Source organism: Leucobacter aridicollis, assembly GCF_024399335.1.
GTDB lineage: Bacteria > Actinomycetota > Actinomycetes > Actinomycetales > Microbacteriaceae > Leucobacter > Leucobacter aridicollis_A.
This window is the reverse complement of record NZ_CP075339.1, coordinates 1,804,597-1,820,233: the sequence shown is the minus strand read 5'-3', so window position 1 is coordinate 1,820,233 and position 15,637 is coordinate 1,804,597. Positions and strand designations below refer to the sequence as shown.

Sequence of the window (15,637 nt, the reverse complement as noted above, 5' to 3'; positions counted from 1 at the left end):
GGTTTAGCGCGGGCGCTGTGCGCGGACGCGATTCGGGTCGATTCCCTTCGGGATTCCAACGGGGCTCGCCTGAAGCGACGAGAGCCGGTTATAGACAGCAGCGATCTCGTTGCGATTGAGTACACGCTTCATCTTTTGCAGCTCCTTCGAAAGCTTCGGCAATGCCACCGAACCCTCGTCAGGGCCAACGTAGAGGTGCGAGATCGGAACGTTTGAGATCGCGCGCTTGAGTTTGCGTTCCTCGTCCTGCGCGATGCGCTGAGTGCGCTGGCGCGAGCCCTCAGAAATGAGTACGACTCCGCCGCGCCCGATGACGCGGTATACCGCATCCTGCTGCCGGGTCATCGCGACGGGCACCTCCGACCCACGCCAGCTACGCCGAAGTGCGCTCTGCACGATTGCACCAACCGCGCCGGGACGCCCCTCAATCTGCGCGTATGCGACTGCCTCGGCGCGGCGACCAAGAACGATCATCGCAATGAGCAGTCCGGCAAGAATGCCGGTGAGGGGCCACAGGATCCAGCTAAACCAGTTGCCTGGCAGGAGCCAAGCGAGAAGCACGGCCACCAGGATCGGGCCGACGAAGGAGAGCAGCATCAGCGGGGTCAGCAGCTTGTCTTGGGTGCGGGTGTTCTTGTACACCTGCACCATCTGCTTGATGCGATCCGGGGACTTCTGCTTCGCCTCTGCCATACCTTCCATCGTACCGCTTCTCAGGCGCTGCTCGAGCAACCCGGCCTGAGTTCGCTCGTGGCAGAGCGATTTTCGCTCCTGAGGTGGCTCGCCCACAGGCGTCCCACCCGCACCGGTTATCCCGAGAGGCACAGATTTGCCCCATGCTACGGGGCCCCGGCCCAAGCGAGGACGAGGATAGATGCATGCGCACTTCCAACGATGCTTCCCGTCAACCGCCCAAAGTACTCCTGTCGGCGGGGGAGACGACGAGCCTCATGCTTGGTGTCTGCTTCGCGGGGTTCGCCGCGCGGGAGCACGGGGCATGCCTCGGGGCAGACGTTGCCCGAAAGCTGACGCTGCACGTTCCGGGTGAAGGCAAGTATCGGCGTCGGCTCGTCCCACAGGCGGATGTTGCGCTGATCGAGCTGCCCCCAGAAGCAGGCTGGCGGAGCAATGCGCGCGTTGCACAGGGTGTCGCGCATCTTCGGGCGGGTCACGATGCCGGATGTCACGGCTTCGGCGTGTCGCTCAGGGAGCTGTCGAGCGTGGCGACGAGCGTTGCCCCGGTGGGCGCGAGTGAGTTTCTCGGCGAGCTATTTGGTGACGTCGCTGCAGAACTCGCTCACATGAGGGCGTGGGAGTCGAATGCGGCCGGAGAGACACTCAGACACGCTGTCGCTGGCCGAATCACCCCCACGCCTCTGCGACAGGAATCGTTTGGCGCTGTGCGAGCCTTGTTCGCCGATGGATCCAGGCGCCGGTGACGCTGCAGGCGGTGCGAGGGGGCAACGCTTGCGGGCCGAGCTGAGGGCGGACGATCCACTACGTCACAAACGAGTGAGGGGTTCTGCGGCGCACATCGCGCCGCAGAACCCCTCACATATCGTCGAAACTAGATACCGAGATCTGCCCCGAAGTTGCCCTCTTCGAGGCGGGACTTCATCTGCGTGAGGAAACGCGCAGCGTCGGCACCGTCGATTGTCCGGTGATCGTACGACAGCGCAAGGTACACCGTCGACCGGATCGCGATCGAGTCACCCTCAGGTGTCGAAACAACCCCGGGCTCCTTCACTACAACACCAGTGCCGAGAATTGCTGACTGCGGAAGGAACACCAGCGGGGTGTCAAACAGTGCCCCGCGCGAACCCGTATTCGTGAGCGTGAACGTGCCGCCGCTCAGCTCGTCCGGCGTGAGCTTGTTGTCACGGGTGCGAGCGGCAAGATCAGCGATCTCACCGGCGATCTGGGCGATGTTCTTCGTTCCTGCGTCGCGAAGCACAGGAGTGAGGAGACCACGCTCAGTGTCGACAGCGATGCTGACGTTTTCAGTTGCCGGGTAGACGATCTGGTCGCCTTCAACTGTCGAGTTGATCACAGGGTAGGCCTGTAGCGCCTCTGCAGCGGCGAGCGCGAAGAACGGCATGAAGGAAAGCTTCGAACCAGTCTTCGCCAGGAACTCATCCTTCTTCGCCTGGCGCAGCTGAGCGACGCGTGTCACGTCGACCTTCACCACTGTCGTGAGCTGAGCCGTCTGCTGCATCGAAGCGACGGCGCGCTCCGCGATGACCTTGCGCAGGCGGCTCATCTTCTGCGTCGTGCCGCGGAGCTCGGAGACAACGCGAGGCGCAGGAGCTGCTGCAGCCGGGGCCGCTGCTGCCGCGGGAGCAGCCGCTGCAGCCGCGAGCACGTCTTCCTTGCGGATGCGGCCACCAACGCCAGTTCCGACCACGGTAGCGAGGTCCACGCCGCGCTCACCCGCAAGCTTGCGGACGATCGGGGTGACGTAGCCGCCGGTCTCTGCAGCCGGTGCGGGTGCTGCCGGTGCGGGTGCTGCCGGTGCAGGCGCTGCCGGTGTAGGCGCTGCGGGCGCTGCGGGCGCAGCCGGTGCCGGTGCAGGTGCTGCTGCGGGCGCAGCCGGTGCCGGAGCTGGTGCCGCTGCGGGCGCAGCCGGTGCCGGAGCAGGTGCCGCCGCCGGAGCAGCTGCTCCGCTCCCGACGCGCGCGAGGACTGCGCCAACCTCTACGGTCTCGTCCTCGCCGACAAGCATCTCCTGGAGGATGCCCGCGACGGGTGACGGTACCTCAGTGTCGACCTTGTCTGTTGACACCTCGAGCAGCGGCTCGTCGACCTCGACGGCCTCACCGATCTGCTTCAGCCAGCGGGTCACAGTGCCCTCGGTGATTGACTCGCCGAGCGACGGCAGAACGATGTCCTGGCTGTCGCCTCCGGCGGCAGGAGCCGGAGCTGGTGCAGCGGCAGCAGGTGCTGCGGCGGTCTCAGCGGGAGCTGCCGGAGCAGCAGGCTCAGCAGGAGCTGGCGCTGCGGGAGCCGCCTGTTCGGGAGCCGGCGCTGCTGCGGGAGCGGATCCGCTTCCATCGCCAATGCGCGCGAGCACAGCGCCAACCTCAGCGGTCTCATCTTCCTGGACGAGGATCTCTTCGACCACGCCGGCGACTGGGGAAGGCACCTCGGTGTCCACCTTGTCGGTCGAGACCTCGAGCAGCGGCTCGTCGACCGCTACGGTCTCGCCCACCTGCTTCAGCCAGCGGGTCACCGTCCCCTCGGTGACGCTCTCGCCCAGCGCGGGGAGGACTACCGATTCACTCATCGTGATTCTCCTTCTAAATTTCTTCTAGATCTAGCTTGTGGTGCCGCTTAGATGGCGTGCAGCGGCTTGCCGGCGAGCTTGAGCATTGCTTCGCCGATGGTCTCATTCTGGGTCGGGTGCCCGTGCACGAACGGAGCGACGTCCTCGGGGTACGCCTCCCAGTTCACAATGAGCTGGGCCTCGCCGACGAGCTCGCCGACGCGAGCGCCAATCATGTGGACCCCGAGCACGGGGCCGTCGTTCAGTCGGACGGCCTTCACCGTTCCTGCGGTGCCGAGGATGGAGCTCTTGGCGTTGCCCGCAAGGTTGTACTCGTACGACGAGATGTTCTCGGCGCCGTACTTTTCAGCAGCCTTCGCCTCGGTCAGACCGACGGAGGCGATTTCAGGGTCACAGTAGGTCACCTTGGGGATGTTGACGTCTGCGACCACGACGGGGTTAAGACCCGCAATTTCCTCGGCAACAAAGATGCCCTGCTGGTAGCCGCGATGCGCGAGCTGCAGACCGGGAACAATATCGCCGACGGCGTAGACGCCTGGAACGTTCGTGGCGAGACGTTCGGTGGTCAGAACGAAACCGCGATCCATCTCGATTCCGGCTTCTTCATATCCGAGTCCGGCCGTTGCCGGGCCGCGGCCGACTGCAACCAGCAGGTAGTCGGCGCTGAGAGTCGTTCCGTCTTCAAGAGTCACAGTGACACTTGAAGCGTCCTGCGTGACGCCCTGGAAACGGACGCCAAGCTTGTAGTCGATCCCACGCTTGCGGAATGCGCGCTCGAGCTGCTTCGAGACCGACTCCTCTTCGTTCGGCACAAGGTGGGGGAGGCCCTCAACGATGGTGACCTCGGCGCCAAACGAGCGCCACACACTTGCGAACTCGACGCCGATGACACCGCCGCCGAGAACGATGACCTTGCTCGGGATCTCCTGCAGCTCGAGTGCGTGCTCGCTGGTGATGACGCGGCCACCAATCTCGAGGCCCGGGAGCGAACGCGAGTACGAGCCGGAAGCAAGTACGACATTCTTACCAACGACGGTGTCTGCCCCGACCTGGACAGTGTTCGGCGAAGCCAGACGGCCCTCGCCTTCAAAGACCGTGATGCCGTTCGCCTTGATGAGGCCCTGGAGGCCCTTGTGCTTGCCTGCAACGAGCTTCTCGCGGAAAGCGTTCACTGCGACAATGTCGATCGACTCAACGGACGAGTTGATGCCGTAGGTTGCGCCCTCGCGGGCTACGTCTGCGACCTCTGCAGAATGAAGCAGGGCCTTCGTCGGCACGCAGCCACGGTGGAGACATGTGCCACCGAGCTTGTCCTTCTCAATGATCGCTGCGGTCATTCCAAGCTGTGTTGCTCTGACTGCGGTCGCGTATCCGGCGCTTCCGCCACCAAGAACTACGATGTCAAACTGGTGCTCGGCCAAGTGGGGTCTCCCTCGGGTCTCAATACTGTGCCTGATCCGCGCGGTATGCGGTGCGCATCGTTTAGCCTACTACTTCTGCGAATCTCCGGCAGCGGAACCTCAAGTGTTCGCTCTTCGCGCATTTCGTCCCGCTCAGCGCCTGGTTTCGTAGAATGGAACCGTGACTGAAAACCTCTTCTCTGCCGTGTACGCGGAGCGCCGTGCGAGTGTCGCCAAGGGCCTCCCTCTTGTTGTCGCGCTCTCGGGCTCGACAGACGCTGGAAACGCGGTCTCGCAGCTTGAGCAATACCTGTGGGAACGGTGCGCGCCCGAAGAGATCGTCCGCTTCGACACTGACGCCCTTCTCGACTACCGGGCCCGTCGCCCCCTCATCACGTTTGATGAGGATCATTTCACTGACTACAGCCCCGAAGAACTTACGCTGAGCCTCGCTCGCGACGAGCTCGGTGCGCCATTCCTGCTGCTTTCAGGCTTCGAGCCAGACTTTCGGTGGGAGGCCTTCGTTGAGTCCGTCCTCCTGCTTGTGCACGAGTTTGAGGTGTCGGTGACTACCTGGGTTCAGGCGATCCCGATGCCAGTGCCTCACACGCGGCCGATCGTGGCAACTGTGAGCGGCACCCGCGAAGATCTCATGGAGCGTTCGGCGTGGAAGCCGACCACGCGGCTGCCTGCAAGCATTGTGCATCTTCTTGAGTACAGGCTGCACGGTGTTGGTGAAGAGGTTGTCGGGTTCGCCCATCTCGTGCCCCACTACCTAGCAAACAATGAGTACCCCGAACTGCTCACCGCAGCACTCGAGAACGTGATGGCGGCGACGGGACTGCTTTTCGCAATTGATGAAGCAAAGGAACGTGCGCACGATTTCAGGGCTCAGGTTGATCGCCAGATCGCCGAGAACGAGGAGTCGCGAGAGATGCTTGACAACCTCGAGCGCCGCTTCGACGCGTACGTTGAAGCGCACGGCGACCGTTCGTCGTCCTTGCTCGGCGAGGAGGGGACGATGCCGACCGCCGATCAGCTCGCGAGTGAACTTGAACGGTTCCTTGCGGAGCGTCAGCAGGGCCCTGAAAACAATGACGGCCCAGCCGTGCAATAATAGAAAGCAGGAACCCATTCAACCGTCGCGGGAATACCGCGGGCTTGACATGGGTTTTCATGGTGTGCGCAGTTTTTTGGACGCGCATCGACGAGATCTGAGAGGAAGTTGCGTGGCAACAGCGACAACGACCAAGTCTCGCGCGGCGAAGGCGGCTGAGAGCGACGAACAGAACGCGGCCGAGGCGCCCGCGAAGAAGGCTCCGGCGAAGAAGGCCGCGTCGGCAGCGAAGACGACTGCGGCGAAGAAGGCTCCCGCCAAGAAGCCAGCTACCCGCGCGAAGAAGGCGGTCGATGAAATCGTCGACGCGCCTGACGATACTGAAGCGACTGAGGTTGACGAGCAGGCTGAGGAAGAGCAGCCGGCCGCAGAACATCAAGAGCCTCTCCCGACTGGAGCGATCGTCCTGAAGGCCGGGGACGAGGAGGACGTGCCGACAGTCACGACCGCGATCCCTGGCGCCACTGCCGACCCTGTGAAGGATTACCTCAAGCAGATCGGAAAGGTCGCCCTGCTCAACGCGGCTGAGGAGGTCGAGCTTGCGATGCGTATCGAGGCCGGCCTGTTCGCCGAGGAGAAGCTTGGCACTGAGAAGGGGCTTCCGAAGAAGCTTGAGCGCGAGCTGAAGTGGGTTGCCCGCGATGGTCAGCGCGCAAAGAGCCACCTGCTCGGAGCCAACCTGCGCCTTGTTGTGTCGCTTGCAAAGCGTTACACAGGGCGAGGAATGCAGTTCCTGGACCTTATCCAGGAGGGCAACCTCGGTCTGATCCGCGCGGTAGAGAAGTTCGACTACACCAAGGGCTTCAAGTTCTCCACGTACGCAACGTGGTGGATCCGCCAGGCGATTACGCGCGCGATGGCCGACCAGGCGCGCACGATTCGTATTCCGGTGCACATGGTTGAGGTCATCAACAAGCTTGCACGCGTGCAGCGACAGATGCTGCAGGATCTCGGTCGCGAGCCCACACCTGAAGAGCTGAGCCGCGAGCTGGACATGACGACCGAGAAGGTCATCGAGGTCCAGAAGTACGGCCGTGAGCCGATCTCGCTCCACACCCCGCTTGGCGAGGATGGCGACAGCGAGTTCGGTGATCTGATCGAGGACACCGAGGCGATCGTTCCCGCTGACGCCGTTGGCTTCACTATGCTGCAGCAGCAGCTCGAGCAGCTGCTCGACTCGCTCTCAGAGCGCGAGGCCGGTGTCATCAAGATGCGCTTTGGTCTTGGTGACGGAATGCCGAAGACGCTTGACCAGATTGGTGACACCTTCGGTGTCACCCGTGAGCGTATTCGTCAGATCGAGTCGAAGACAATGGCGAAGCTCCGCCATCCGTCGCGGAGCCAGCAGCTGCGCGACTACCTGGATTAAGACTGAGCGAGGTTCGCTCGAAAGGGCACGGAGGTTTCCTCCGTGCCCTTTCGTCGTTGCTCTGCAGTGGCTCGCAAATCGCGCGAAAAAAGGAGTGGGCCCGGGAAACTCCCGGGCCCACTCCTGCAGCGGACAGAACTACGCGTTCAGTCTGTGGCTCTCATCGTGCCAGGCTTCAGCCATCGGGCGAAGCTTTGCCTCGTGCTTTGTCGCGTGATGCGCGCAGAAGAGCAGCTCGCTTCCGCCAAGTGTCACGCGAACGTACGCTTGTGCGCCGCAGCTATCGCAGCGATCAAGTCCACTGAGCGGACGGTCCGCCGCAGTTACGTCCGCTACGTCAGCGGTCTGTTCCAGTGTGCTCATGGCCACCTCCCGGTAGTTCAATTACCTCTATCCAACCACCCCAATGCCGCAAGCGCCCTGTTTGCTGCGCTTGTTTCGCTCAACGCGTACGGCGAACGGATATTTGGCAGCGAGTTCTTCACTCGCCGCCCGCGCTCAGCCCGACTGTCGCAGGTGTGTTCTACAGTGGGTGAGTCTCCAAGAAAGCAGGTTCTTTCACGTGGCTGAATCCAGTTACTCCGCCAGGCACCTCACTGTCCTCGAGGGGCTTGAAGCAGTTCGCAAGCGACCCGGCATGTATATCGGCACGACCGATTCACGCGGGCTTATGCACTGCCTCTGGGAGATCATTGACAACTCGGTCGATGAGGCCCTCGCCGGACACGGTGCAGACATCAAGATCACGCTGCACGATGACGGGTCAGTCACAGTCGCAGACAATGGTCGCGGCGTGCCAGTGGACGTCGAGCCGCGAAGCGGCCTCAGCGGCGTCGAGCTCGTCTTCACCAAGCTGCACGCCGGCGGTAAGTTCGGCGGTGGCGGCTACGCGTCCTCAGGTGGCCTGCACGGTGTCGGCGCCTCGGTTGTGAACGCGCTCTCGTCACGCCTCGATGTCGAGGTTGACCGCGACGGCAAGACGTGGGCGATGTCGTTCCGCCACGGCGAGCCGGGTGTGTTCGCGGGCGCGGGGCCCGATAGTCCCTTCACGCCCTTTGACCGTGCCACCGAGCTTCGGGTCGTCGGGAAGGTGAAGAAGGGTGTCACTGGCACCCGAGTTCGCTACTGGGCGGATCCCCAGATCTTCCTGCCAACCGCCCGCTTCGAAGTCGATTCGCTGGTTGGCCGTGCGCGTCAGACCGCGTTCCTCGTCCCGGGGCTCACGATCGACATTTCCGATTACCGAGCCGAATCTCTCGATGAGTCTGGCGCGCCGGCGGTGCATAGCTTCAACTATGAGGGCGGAATCTCCGAGTTCGTTAACTTTCTCGCCCTCGACGCACCTGTCACTGATACCTGGCGCGTCCAGGACTCTGGGAAGTTTACGGAGACAGTTCCTGTCATGGACGAGACGACGGGCCATCTCGTTTCGAGGGAGGTCGAACGCGAGTGTGAGGTGGATATTGCACTGCGTTGGGGCACCGGCTACGACACGGAGATCCAGAGCTTTGTGAATATTATCTCGACACCGAAGGGTGGCACGCACCTCTCTGGTTTTGAGCAGGGGCTCACGAAGTTCTTCAGGAAGCAGATCGAGACCAATGCGCGCAAGCTGAAGGCTGGCTCAGATAAACCCGACAAAGATGACATCCTCACTGGACTGACAGCAGTTGTTACCGTCCGGGTCCCTGAACCGCAGTTCGAGGGGCAGACGAAGGAAGTGCTCGGCACTGCGGCAGTGCGCCAGATTGTCTCCCGCGCGGTCACGAGCGCGCTCAGCGAGCGGTACGACTCACCCAAGAAGCACGACAAAGCGCAAACCTCGACGCTGCTTGAGAAGATGGTGTCCGAGATGAAGTCTCGGATCGCGATGCGTGCGCAGCGCGACACTGCTCGCCGCAAGAGCACCCTCGAGAGTTCGTCGCTGCCGTCGAAGCTCATCGATTGCAGGTCCAAGGACGTCGCGAACTCTGAACTGTTCATCGTCGAGGGCGACAGCGCGCTTGGCACCGCGAAACCTGCGCGTGACAGTGAGTATCAGGCACTCCTGCCAATTCGAGGCAAGATTCTCAACGTGCAGAAGGCATCGCTCGCCGAGATGCTCTCGAACGCTGAGTGCGGGGCAATCATCAAGGTGATTGGAGCGGGTTCGGGCCGCGATTTTGATCTAGATGCTGCCCGCTACGGCAAGGTGATTTTGATGAGCGACGCCGACGTCGATGGCGCGCACATTCGCACCCTTCTGCTCACTCTATTCTTCCGCTACATGCGGCCGATGCTTGAGGCCGGCCGAGTTTACGCCGCTGTCCCGCCTCTGCATCGGGTCATCGTGCAGAACTCCGGCCGGAAGCCAAATGACGTGATATACACCTACAGCGAGAAGGAACTGCAGACCCTGCTCGCCGACCTCCGGAAGCGGGGGAAGAAGTATCAGGAGCCGATCCAACGCTACAAGGGCCTCGGCGAGATGGATGCCGATCAGCTCGCTGAGACAACGATGGACCGAGAGCACCGCACACTTCGGCGAGTGCGCCTTGAAGACGCTCACGCCGCAGCACAAATGTTTGAGCTGCTCATGGGGAACGACGTCGCGCCACGCAAGGAGTTCATCATTGAGAACGCCGATGATCTCGACCGCGAGCGAATTGACGCCTAGCGTCAACGCTCGATGAGTCTCACAGCCCTCGGTCTCGTACTCGCCGCCGCCGTCGCGCACGCCGCCTGGAACATACTTGCTGCAAAGTCGAGCAGGTCTGGCGTGCCGTTCCTCTTGTGGGGCGCCGTTGTCAGCGCCATTGTCTGGTCAGCGGCGATCCCGTTTACCGGCGGCGTCGGCTCGAGCGGCGCCTGGGAGTTCGTGCGCGCCGTCGTCGTGTCTGGCGTGTTGCACGTGCTTTACATGCTCGTTCTGCAGCGCGGCTATCGCGCGGGAGACCTGAGCACGGTCTACGCGACTGCCCGCGGTAGCGGACCCGTCCTCACCGTGGTCGTGTCGATCTTGCTGTTCGGCGAACGCCCCGGACTGCTTTCGCTCGGGGGCGTGTTGCTCGTAGTTGTCGGCGTTACCGCGTTCGGCCTCATTGGCCGGTCGCGGTCCGCTGCAGGAACAGAGTTCGCCGGAGGCCAACGCCAAGCGCGCTTCGACCCGTCGATTGTGTTTGGCTTATTGACTGGGGTCGCGATCGCCACGTACACACTCTGGGACGTATCGATGGTGAACGGCTTCGGCATCGCTCCGGTTGCGTTCATGGTCGGCACAAGTGCAGCGGAGGCAGTCATTTTTGGAGGCATGATGGGCGCGGAGGGGCTTCGCGGGTTGAAGCCTGCTCGGCGGCTTCGCGGCGAGCTCAGGGCGAACTGGCGAAGCCTCCTCGCCTTCGGCGTGCTTTCGCCGCTCTCGTACGTGCTCGTACTGACGGCGGCGACGATCGCACCACTGTCTCTCGTCGCACCCATGCGTGAAACGAGCGTCGTGCTCGTTGGGCTGTATGGTGTCTTCAGATTCCGCGAAAGCAACCCAGTACTTCGGCTCGCGGCGGCGGCGGTCGTGGTCTGCGGCGTCGCACTTATCGGGTTGTAGGCCACCCTTCCCACACACGAGCTGTGCGATACCAATGCCGGGACAGCTCACGATTGACCGTCGCGAACGACCAGACATGCCCATCCAATCCCGTCTACGGTTGGGTGAAGAAGACCGAGGAGAAACACTGATGAATGCCAGACTACGCGCGGCGATTGCCGCTAGTGCGCTTGCGGCTCTGAGTCTCACCGGACTCGTTGCCTGTGCTCCCGAGCCCGGTGAGACACCCCCGACGACGACCGGGACGCCAAAGCCTGCTCCGTCTGAGAGCGCACAGCCGGAGGTCCCGGCAGAGCCAGAAGTCCCAGAGAAGCCAGATCTCACCCAGGCTGAACTTGACCAGCGTCTTCGGGACGCTGCCTGGGCCAACGACGTCGTGGCGGCCGAGCAGCTGATCGAGTGGGGCGCTGACGTGAATGCAGCAGACGACACCGTTCAGTCGGCGTACCTTATCGCGACGAGCGAGGGGCGCCTCGAGCTCTTGCGTCTGACCCTCAAGCACGGCGGCGACGTAAAGGCACTTGACAGCTGGCAGGGAACTGGACTGATTCGTGCGGCCGAGCGGGGCCACTGGGACGTCTCGGGCGTCTTGATCCGGGCAGGGGTCGACGTCAACCATGTCAACAACATCGGATATCAGGCGATTCATGAGGCCGTGTGGCTTGGCCGCGATGACCCAACCTACCTGGCGACACTGCGCGTCCTAGTCGCCGGGGGTGCAGAGCTTGACAGGCTGTCGGTATCCGAGGGCCTCACTCCGCTTCAAATGGCGGAGGAGCGTGGGTTCTCAGGCCAGGCCGAGGTGCTGCGGTCGTTGGCGGCCGCGGCCGCGCCGTCTGATCCCGGTGCGGCGCTCGTCGAAGCTGCCCGGACTGGGGAGACGACCGCGGTCGTTGCAGCCTTGCGGGCTGGCGCCGACCCCCGGTCGGCAGGGAGCGATGGACTTACCGCAGTCGCGCTCGCGGAGGCTGGCGGGCACGTGGCCGCGGCCCAGGTCATTCGCGCCCTCGGCGGATAGCGAGATCGGTGGATAGCGAGATCGGCGGAAAGCGAGATCGGTCGAAGGCTCTGCGGGGTGTGCGAGATTTGATCTCGCACACCCCGCACGCTGACATTCGCGCTCTGGGCTAAGGCGCTTCTCCAATAAAGGCTAAGGCGCCTCTCCGATAAAGGCCACACTGTGCTCAAGCGGGCTTCCGGAGCCGTCGCGCTTTCCGAGCTCCTCTGGCAGCTTCCGGGTGGCGCCGTCGGCGGCGAGTGCCCGAGGTTCGCCGGTGCCCACCCACGCCACAACGAGCTTGTCTTCGCCCTTGAGGAAGCGCTGAGCCCGAACGCCTCCTGTCGCTCGTCCCTTGGCTGGGAACTCTGCCCAGTCTGACACCTTCGCAGAGGCGGAGTCTGTGCTGAGTAGTGCGTTCTCGTCCGAGCCCTCGGCGACGGTTGCGACGCGCGCCTCCGTGTCTGCTGCAATTGCCGACGCAAAAATGACGCGGGCGTCTGCGCCAAGCTTCATGCCGGCCATACCGCCCGCAGGGCGGCCCTGGGGTCGTACCGACGACGCCGCGAACCGGAGCAGCTGCGCGTCGTTCGTGACCGCTGCGAACTCGGCGGAATCAGGCGCTGGGAACGCAGCGATAACCGCGTCGCCAGTCTTGAGCGTGATGACTTCGAACTCGGGGCGTGCGGGGAGCTCCGTCAGCACGACGCGCTTGACGATTCCCTGGGCTGTGAAGATGCCAACGGGCTCCTCAGAATCCAGCGGCACGACGCCGACGATCCTGACCTTCTTGTCGCTCAGACCGATGTACTCAGTGAGCTTCACTCCCGCGGAGAAGGCAATCGATGCCCCGGGAACGAGTGGCAGATCAACGGGCGTGAAGCGGTGAAGCGTGCCGTCTGAGAGGATCGCACCGAGCTCACCGCGCACCGTTGTCGCGACGCGCGCGGCGACGGCTCCGTGCTTAGTGGCTCGCGGCGCGGCGCGGGGAGCGTCGGGCGCCTCTGGATCCCGGTCAACGCGCAAGGCTCGGCCGGTGGCCGAGAGGAGCACGGTGCAGGGCGTGTCTGCAACTTGCATGGCGTCAGGGGAGACTGCTGCGCGAGACGGACGAGCGACGGCGCCGGTGAGTAGTGTACGACGGGGAGTGCCGTACGCAGCCGAGGCCTGATCGAGCTCGCCAGCGACGACGGCCTGCAGCCGCTCTTTGCTGCCGAGAATCTCGAGCAGCGCAGCGATCTCTGCATTGAGCTGGTCGCGCTCAGCCTCAAGCTCTACGCGCGAGAACTTCGTGAGCCTGCGCAATCGCAGCTCGAGAATGTACTCGGCCTGCAGCTCGGAGAGGTCGAACACCTGCTGGAGCCTGGTTCGGGCTTCCTCGGCGTCGTCGCTCGTGCGAATGACCTGGATGACCTCATCGATATCGAGGATGGCGATGAGTAGCCCCTCGACCAGGTGCAACCGCTCGCGCCGCTTCCGTAGTCGGTACTCGCTGCGGCGTGTCACGACAGACAGTCTGTGATCAAGGAACACGCGGAGCATCTCGCGCAGGCTCAGCGTCTGGGGCTGACCGTCGACGAGCGCGACGGAGTTGATGCTGAAGGAGTCTTCGAGCGGGGTGTACCGATACAACAGTTCGAGTACGGCTTCGGGGGAGAAGCCAGTCTTCAACGTGATGACGAGCTTCAGGCCGTTTTTGCGGTCCGACAGGTCGACAACGTCGGTGATGCCCGTGATCTTCTTACTCTCGACACCCTGCTTAATCTTCTCGATCACCCGTTCAGGGCCGACGAGATAGGGCAGCTCGGTCACGATGAGTCCTGTGCGTCTCGGGCCGATCTGCTCAATCGATACCTTTGCCCGAGTGCGGAACGCGCCGCGGCCAGTACGGTAGGCGTCGGTGACCCCATCGAGGCCCACGATCGTGCCGCCGCCCGGAAGATCGGGGCCAGGGATGAACTCCATCAGCTCTTCGACAGACGCGTCAGGGTTGTAGAGCAGGTGCTTCGCGCCCTCGATCGTCTCAACGAGGTTGTGCGGGGCAAGGTTCGTCGCCATGCCAACTGCGATTCCACTCGCGCCATTGACGAGCAGGTTGGGTACAGCCGATGGCAGCACCTCGGGCTGTAGCAATTGATTGTCGTAGTTGGGAATGAAGTCGACAACGTCTTCGTCGAGCGCCTCGGTCATTGCGAGGGCAGCACCAGCGAGACGGGCCTCCGTGTACCTCGACGCTGCCGGCCCGTCGTCGAGCGAACCAAAGTTGCCGTGCCCGTCGACAAGCGGCAGGCGCATCGCGAAGTCTTGTGACAGGCGCACGAGCGCGTCATAGATCGACGAGTCGCCGTGTGGGTGAAGCTTGCCCATCACCTCGCCGACGACGCGGGCAGACTTTACGTGACCCTTGTCGGGCCGTAGCCCCATATCGGTCATCATGTAGAGAATGCGGCGCTGAACGGGCTTCAGCCCATCGCGTGCGTCGGGGAGGGCTCGGGAGTAGATAACGGAATAGGCATACTCGAGGAACGATCCCTCCATCTCGTGAGAGATGTCAATATCTTCGATGCGCTCACCGGCAGTCTCGTGTGCTGCGTCTGGAGTATCCATGTCGGTTACGTCGGCCATAATGGGAATATGCTACCGACTGCCACCGACAACGGCGGGAGGCTTGCCGCGATTGTGCCGACTGGGCTTGCCGCGCTCGCTCTCGGAAATGACTTGCCAGCAGCCGAAATGCTTCGAACCGCTGTGGGTGGGGAAGCCACTGCTGCCGCAGTCGAGCGAGAATCTCGCACGCTCGCGCTTATTCCTCCACTCCGCTCGCTTGTGGTGATCGCGGTTGACGGCCTCGGGAGCGCGAACCTCAAAGCGCGCAGAGGTCACGCCCCAAATCTCTCTGCGCTCCCTCAACGTCGCATCACAACTGTCACGCCATCGACGACGGGGGCGGCTCTCACTACGTTGACGACTGGGCGTCTGCCAGCGGAGCACGGGCTCGTTGGGTATCGCATCATGCATCCGACGCTCGGGTTACTGTCGCCGCTGCGAGATTGGGACGGGATTGCCGATGTTCGCCGTTGGCAACACGCCAAGCCGCTGTTCGAGCTTGCGTCTCAATTTGGCCTCCGTGCGCGCACGTACGGGCGTCCTGCGCACTCGGAGAGCGGCCTCACTCGCGCCATCCTAAGCGGAGCCGAGTATGTCGGTGGCGACACGATCGCCGACAGGCTGTCGGCAGCGGCCCGCGATCTGAGGTCGCCGTCGCCGCTGCTTGCGTACGTGTACGTCGACGAGCTCGATCGGGCAGGGCACCAGTACGGCTGGCAAAGCCGGCAATGGTCAGACAGGCTCGAACAGCTCGACCGCGCACTCGGGGATTTCTTGACAAGCCTCCCACCGCACACGGGCGTGATCCTCACAGCCGACCATGGAATGGTCGATATCGAAAGCCACCAGCAGATTGTGTTCGATCATAGGGAGCCCGCATTCGCTCACGTGACAGCGGTCGGCGGAGAACCACGATTCCGCACGTTCTTTATGGATCCTGCTGGCGACGTCGCTGCTCTCGCAGCCTGGCTCGAAGCACGAGAGGGCAAGCGTGCGTGGATCGGGACGAGGGATGAGGCGTTCGCAGCCGGGTTGTTTGGTGATCACCTCACGCCCGGGGTTGTTGAACGGGTCGGAGACGTGATCCTTGCAGCTCGGGGCCAGTACGCCTACTACATGACAACGGACGACGAACAATCACTCGAGATGGTCGGCCAGCACGGGTCGTTGACGGATGAGGAACGAGGTATCCCGCTGGTGCTCGCGGGAGCGCTCGCCGGCTCAGGCTTCGCGAAAGCCGTCGAGACGCTCGCGGCAGCGCATGGCTAGTTGCCGTCGGACGGG

General features: G+C 63.2%; 12 protein-coding genes. 7 read left to right on the top strand and 5 right to left on the bottom strand.

The features are described from left to right. Nucleotides 1-3 precede the first annotated feature (3 nt). Complete coding sequence (locus tag KI794_RS08170; protein ID WP_255807712.1) at nucleotides 4-693, bottom strand: DUF4191 domain-containing protein; 690 nt, start codon at nucleotides 691-693, stop codon at nucleotides 4-6. A gap of 185 nt (nucleotides 694-878) precedes the next feature. Between KI794_RS08170 and KI794_RS08165 the strand changes: the two genes are divergently transcribed. Then, nucleotides 879-1,439: a hypothetical protein gene (locus KI794_RS08165; RefSeq protein ID WP_119283847.1), complete on the top strand. Its 561-nt coding sequence runs from the start codon at nucleotides 879-881 to the stop codon at nucleotides 1,437-1,439. A gap of 128 nt (nucleotides 1,440-1,567) precedes the next feature. Here KI794_RS08165 and sucB read toward each other — a convergent pair whose 3' ends face one another. Both sucB and lpdA read right to left on the bottom strand, forming a co-directional pair. Continuing rightward, nucleotides 1,568-3,283 (bottom strand): 2-oxoglutarate dehydrogenase, E2 component, dihydrolipoamide succinyltransferase, encoded by a 1,716-nt coding sequence (gene sucB / locus KI794_RS08160; protein WP_255807711.1) that lies wholly within the window; start codon nucleotides 3,281-3,283, stop codon nucleotides 1,568-1,570. Nucleotides 3,284-3,330: 47 nt separating this feature from the next. Then, on the bottom strand, nucleotides 3,331-4,704 hold the full coding sequence (gene lpdA / locus KI794_RS08155; RefSeq protein ID WP_119283845.1) for a dihydrolipoyl dehydrogenase: 1,374 nt from the start codon (nucleotides 4,702-4,704) through the stop codon (nucleotides 3,331-3,333). Between the two features lie 160 nt (nucleotides 4,705-4,864). Between lpdA and KI794_RS08150 the strand changes: the two genes are divergently transcribed. Both KI794_RS08150 and KI794_RS08145 read left to right on the top strand, forming a co-directional pair. After that, nucleotides 4,865-5,800, top strand: coding sequence for a PAC2 family protein (locus tag KI794_RS08150; protein WP_119283844.1), 936 nt, complete (start codon nucleotides 4,865-4,867; stop codon nucleotides 5,798-5,800). A gap of 112 nt (nucleotides 5,801-5,912) precedes the next feature. Next, complete coding sequence (locus KI794_RS08145; RefSeq protein WP_119283843.1) at nucleotides 5,913-7,169, top strand: RNA polymerase sigma factor; 1,257 nt, start codon at nucleotides 5,913-5,915, stop codon at nucleotides 7,167-7,169. A gap of 138 nt (nucleotides 7,170-7,307) precedes the next feature. Here the strand turns inward: KI794_RS08145 and KI794_RS08140 are convergent, their stop codons facing one another. Beyond that, nucleotides 7,308-7,532 carry a DUF7455 domain-containing protein gene (locus KI794_RS08140; protein WP_119283842.1) on the bottom strand — a complete coding sequence of 75 codons (225 nt, stop codon included), beginning with the start codon at nucleotides 7,530-7,532 and terminating at the stop codon, nucleotides 7,308-7,310. Between the two features lie 199 nt (nucleotides 7,533-7,731). Between KI794_RS08140 and KI794_RS08135 the strand changes: the two genes are divergently transcribed. From KI794_RS08135 to KI794_RS08125, 3 genes are all read left to right on the top strand, one after another. Further along, entirely contained in the window at nucleotides 7,732-9,825 is a 2,094-nt protein-coding gene (locus KI794_RS08135; RefSeq protein ID WP_255807710.1) for a DNA gyrase/topoisomerase IV subunit B, read from the top strand. A gap of 12 nt (nucleotides 9,826-9,837) precedes the next feature. Next, entirely contained in the window at nucleotides 9,838-10,749 is a 912-nt protein-coding gene (locus tag KI794_RS08130; RefSeq protein ID WP_255807709.1) for an SMR family transporter, read from the top strand. A gap of 130 nt (nucleotides 10,750-10,879) precedes the next feature. Beyond that, nucleotides 10,880-11,767, top strand: coding sequence for an ankyrin repeat domain-containing protein (locus KI794_RS08125; RefSeq protein ID WP_255807708.1), 888 nt, complete (start codon nucleotides 10,880-10,882; stop codon nucleotides 11,765-11,767). 132 nt (nucleotides 11,768-11,899) lie between these two features. Here KI794_RS08125 and KI794_RS08120 read toward each other — a convergent pair whose 3' ends face one another. Then, nucleotides 11,900-14,371: a DNA gyrase/topoisomerase IV subunit A gene (locus KI794_RS08120; RefSeq protein ID WP_255807707.1), complete on the bottom strand. Its 2,472-nt coding sequence runs from the start codon at nucleotides 14,369-14,371 to the stop codon at nucleotides 11,900-11,902. A gap of 9 nt (nucleotides 14,372-14,380) precedes the next feature. On the opposite strand from KI794_RS08120, the gene KI794_RS08115 reads away from it, so the two are divergent. After that, nucleotides 14,381-15,622, top strand: a complete 1,242-nt coding sequence (locus KI794_RS08115) for an alkaline phosphatase family protein (protein ID WP_255807706.1) — start codon at nucleotides 14,381-14,383, stop codon at nucleotides 15,620-15,622. Nucleotides 15,623-15,637: the final 15 nt, after the last annotated feature.

Excerpts from the sequence above, each read along its gene's own strand:
- KI794_RS08170 (WP_255807712.1), bottom strand. The coding sequence starts at position 693 with ATGGCAGAGGCGAAGCAGAAGTCCCCGGATCGCATCAAGCAGATGGTG.
- KI794_RS08165 (WP_119283847.1), top strand. The coding sequence starts at position 879 with ATGCGCACTTCCAACGATGCTTCCCGTCAACCGCCCAAAGTACTCCTG.
- sucB (WP_255807711.1), bottom strand. The coding sequence starts at position 3,283 with ATGAGTGAATCGGTAGTCCTCCCCGCGCTGGGCGAGAGCGTCACCGAG.
- KI794_RS08140 (WP_119283842.1), bottom strand. The coding sequence starts at position 7,532 with ATGAGCACACTGGAACAGACCGCTGACGTAGCGGACGTAACTGCGGCG.
- KI794_RS08130 (WP_255807709.1), top strand. The coding sequence starts at position 9,838 with ATGAGTCTCACAGCCCTCGGTCTCGTACTCGCCGCCGCCGTCGCGCAC.
- KI794_RS08125 (WP_255807708.1), top strand. The coding sequence starts at position 10,880 with ATGAATGCCAGACTACGCGCGGCGATTGCCGCTAGTGCGCTTGCGGCT.
- KI794_RS08120 (WP_255807707.1), bottom strand. The coding sequence starts at position 14,371 with ATGGCCGACGTAACCGACATGGATACTCCAGACGCAGCACACGAGACT.
- KI794_RS08115 (WP_255807706.1), top strand. The coding sequence starts at position 14,381 with ATGCTACCGACTGCCACCGACAACGGCGGGAGGCTTGCCGCGATTGTG.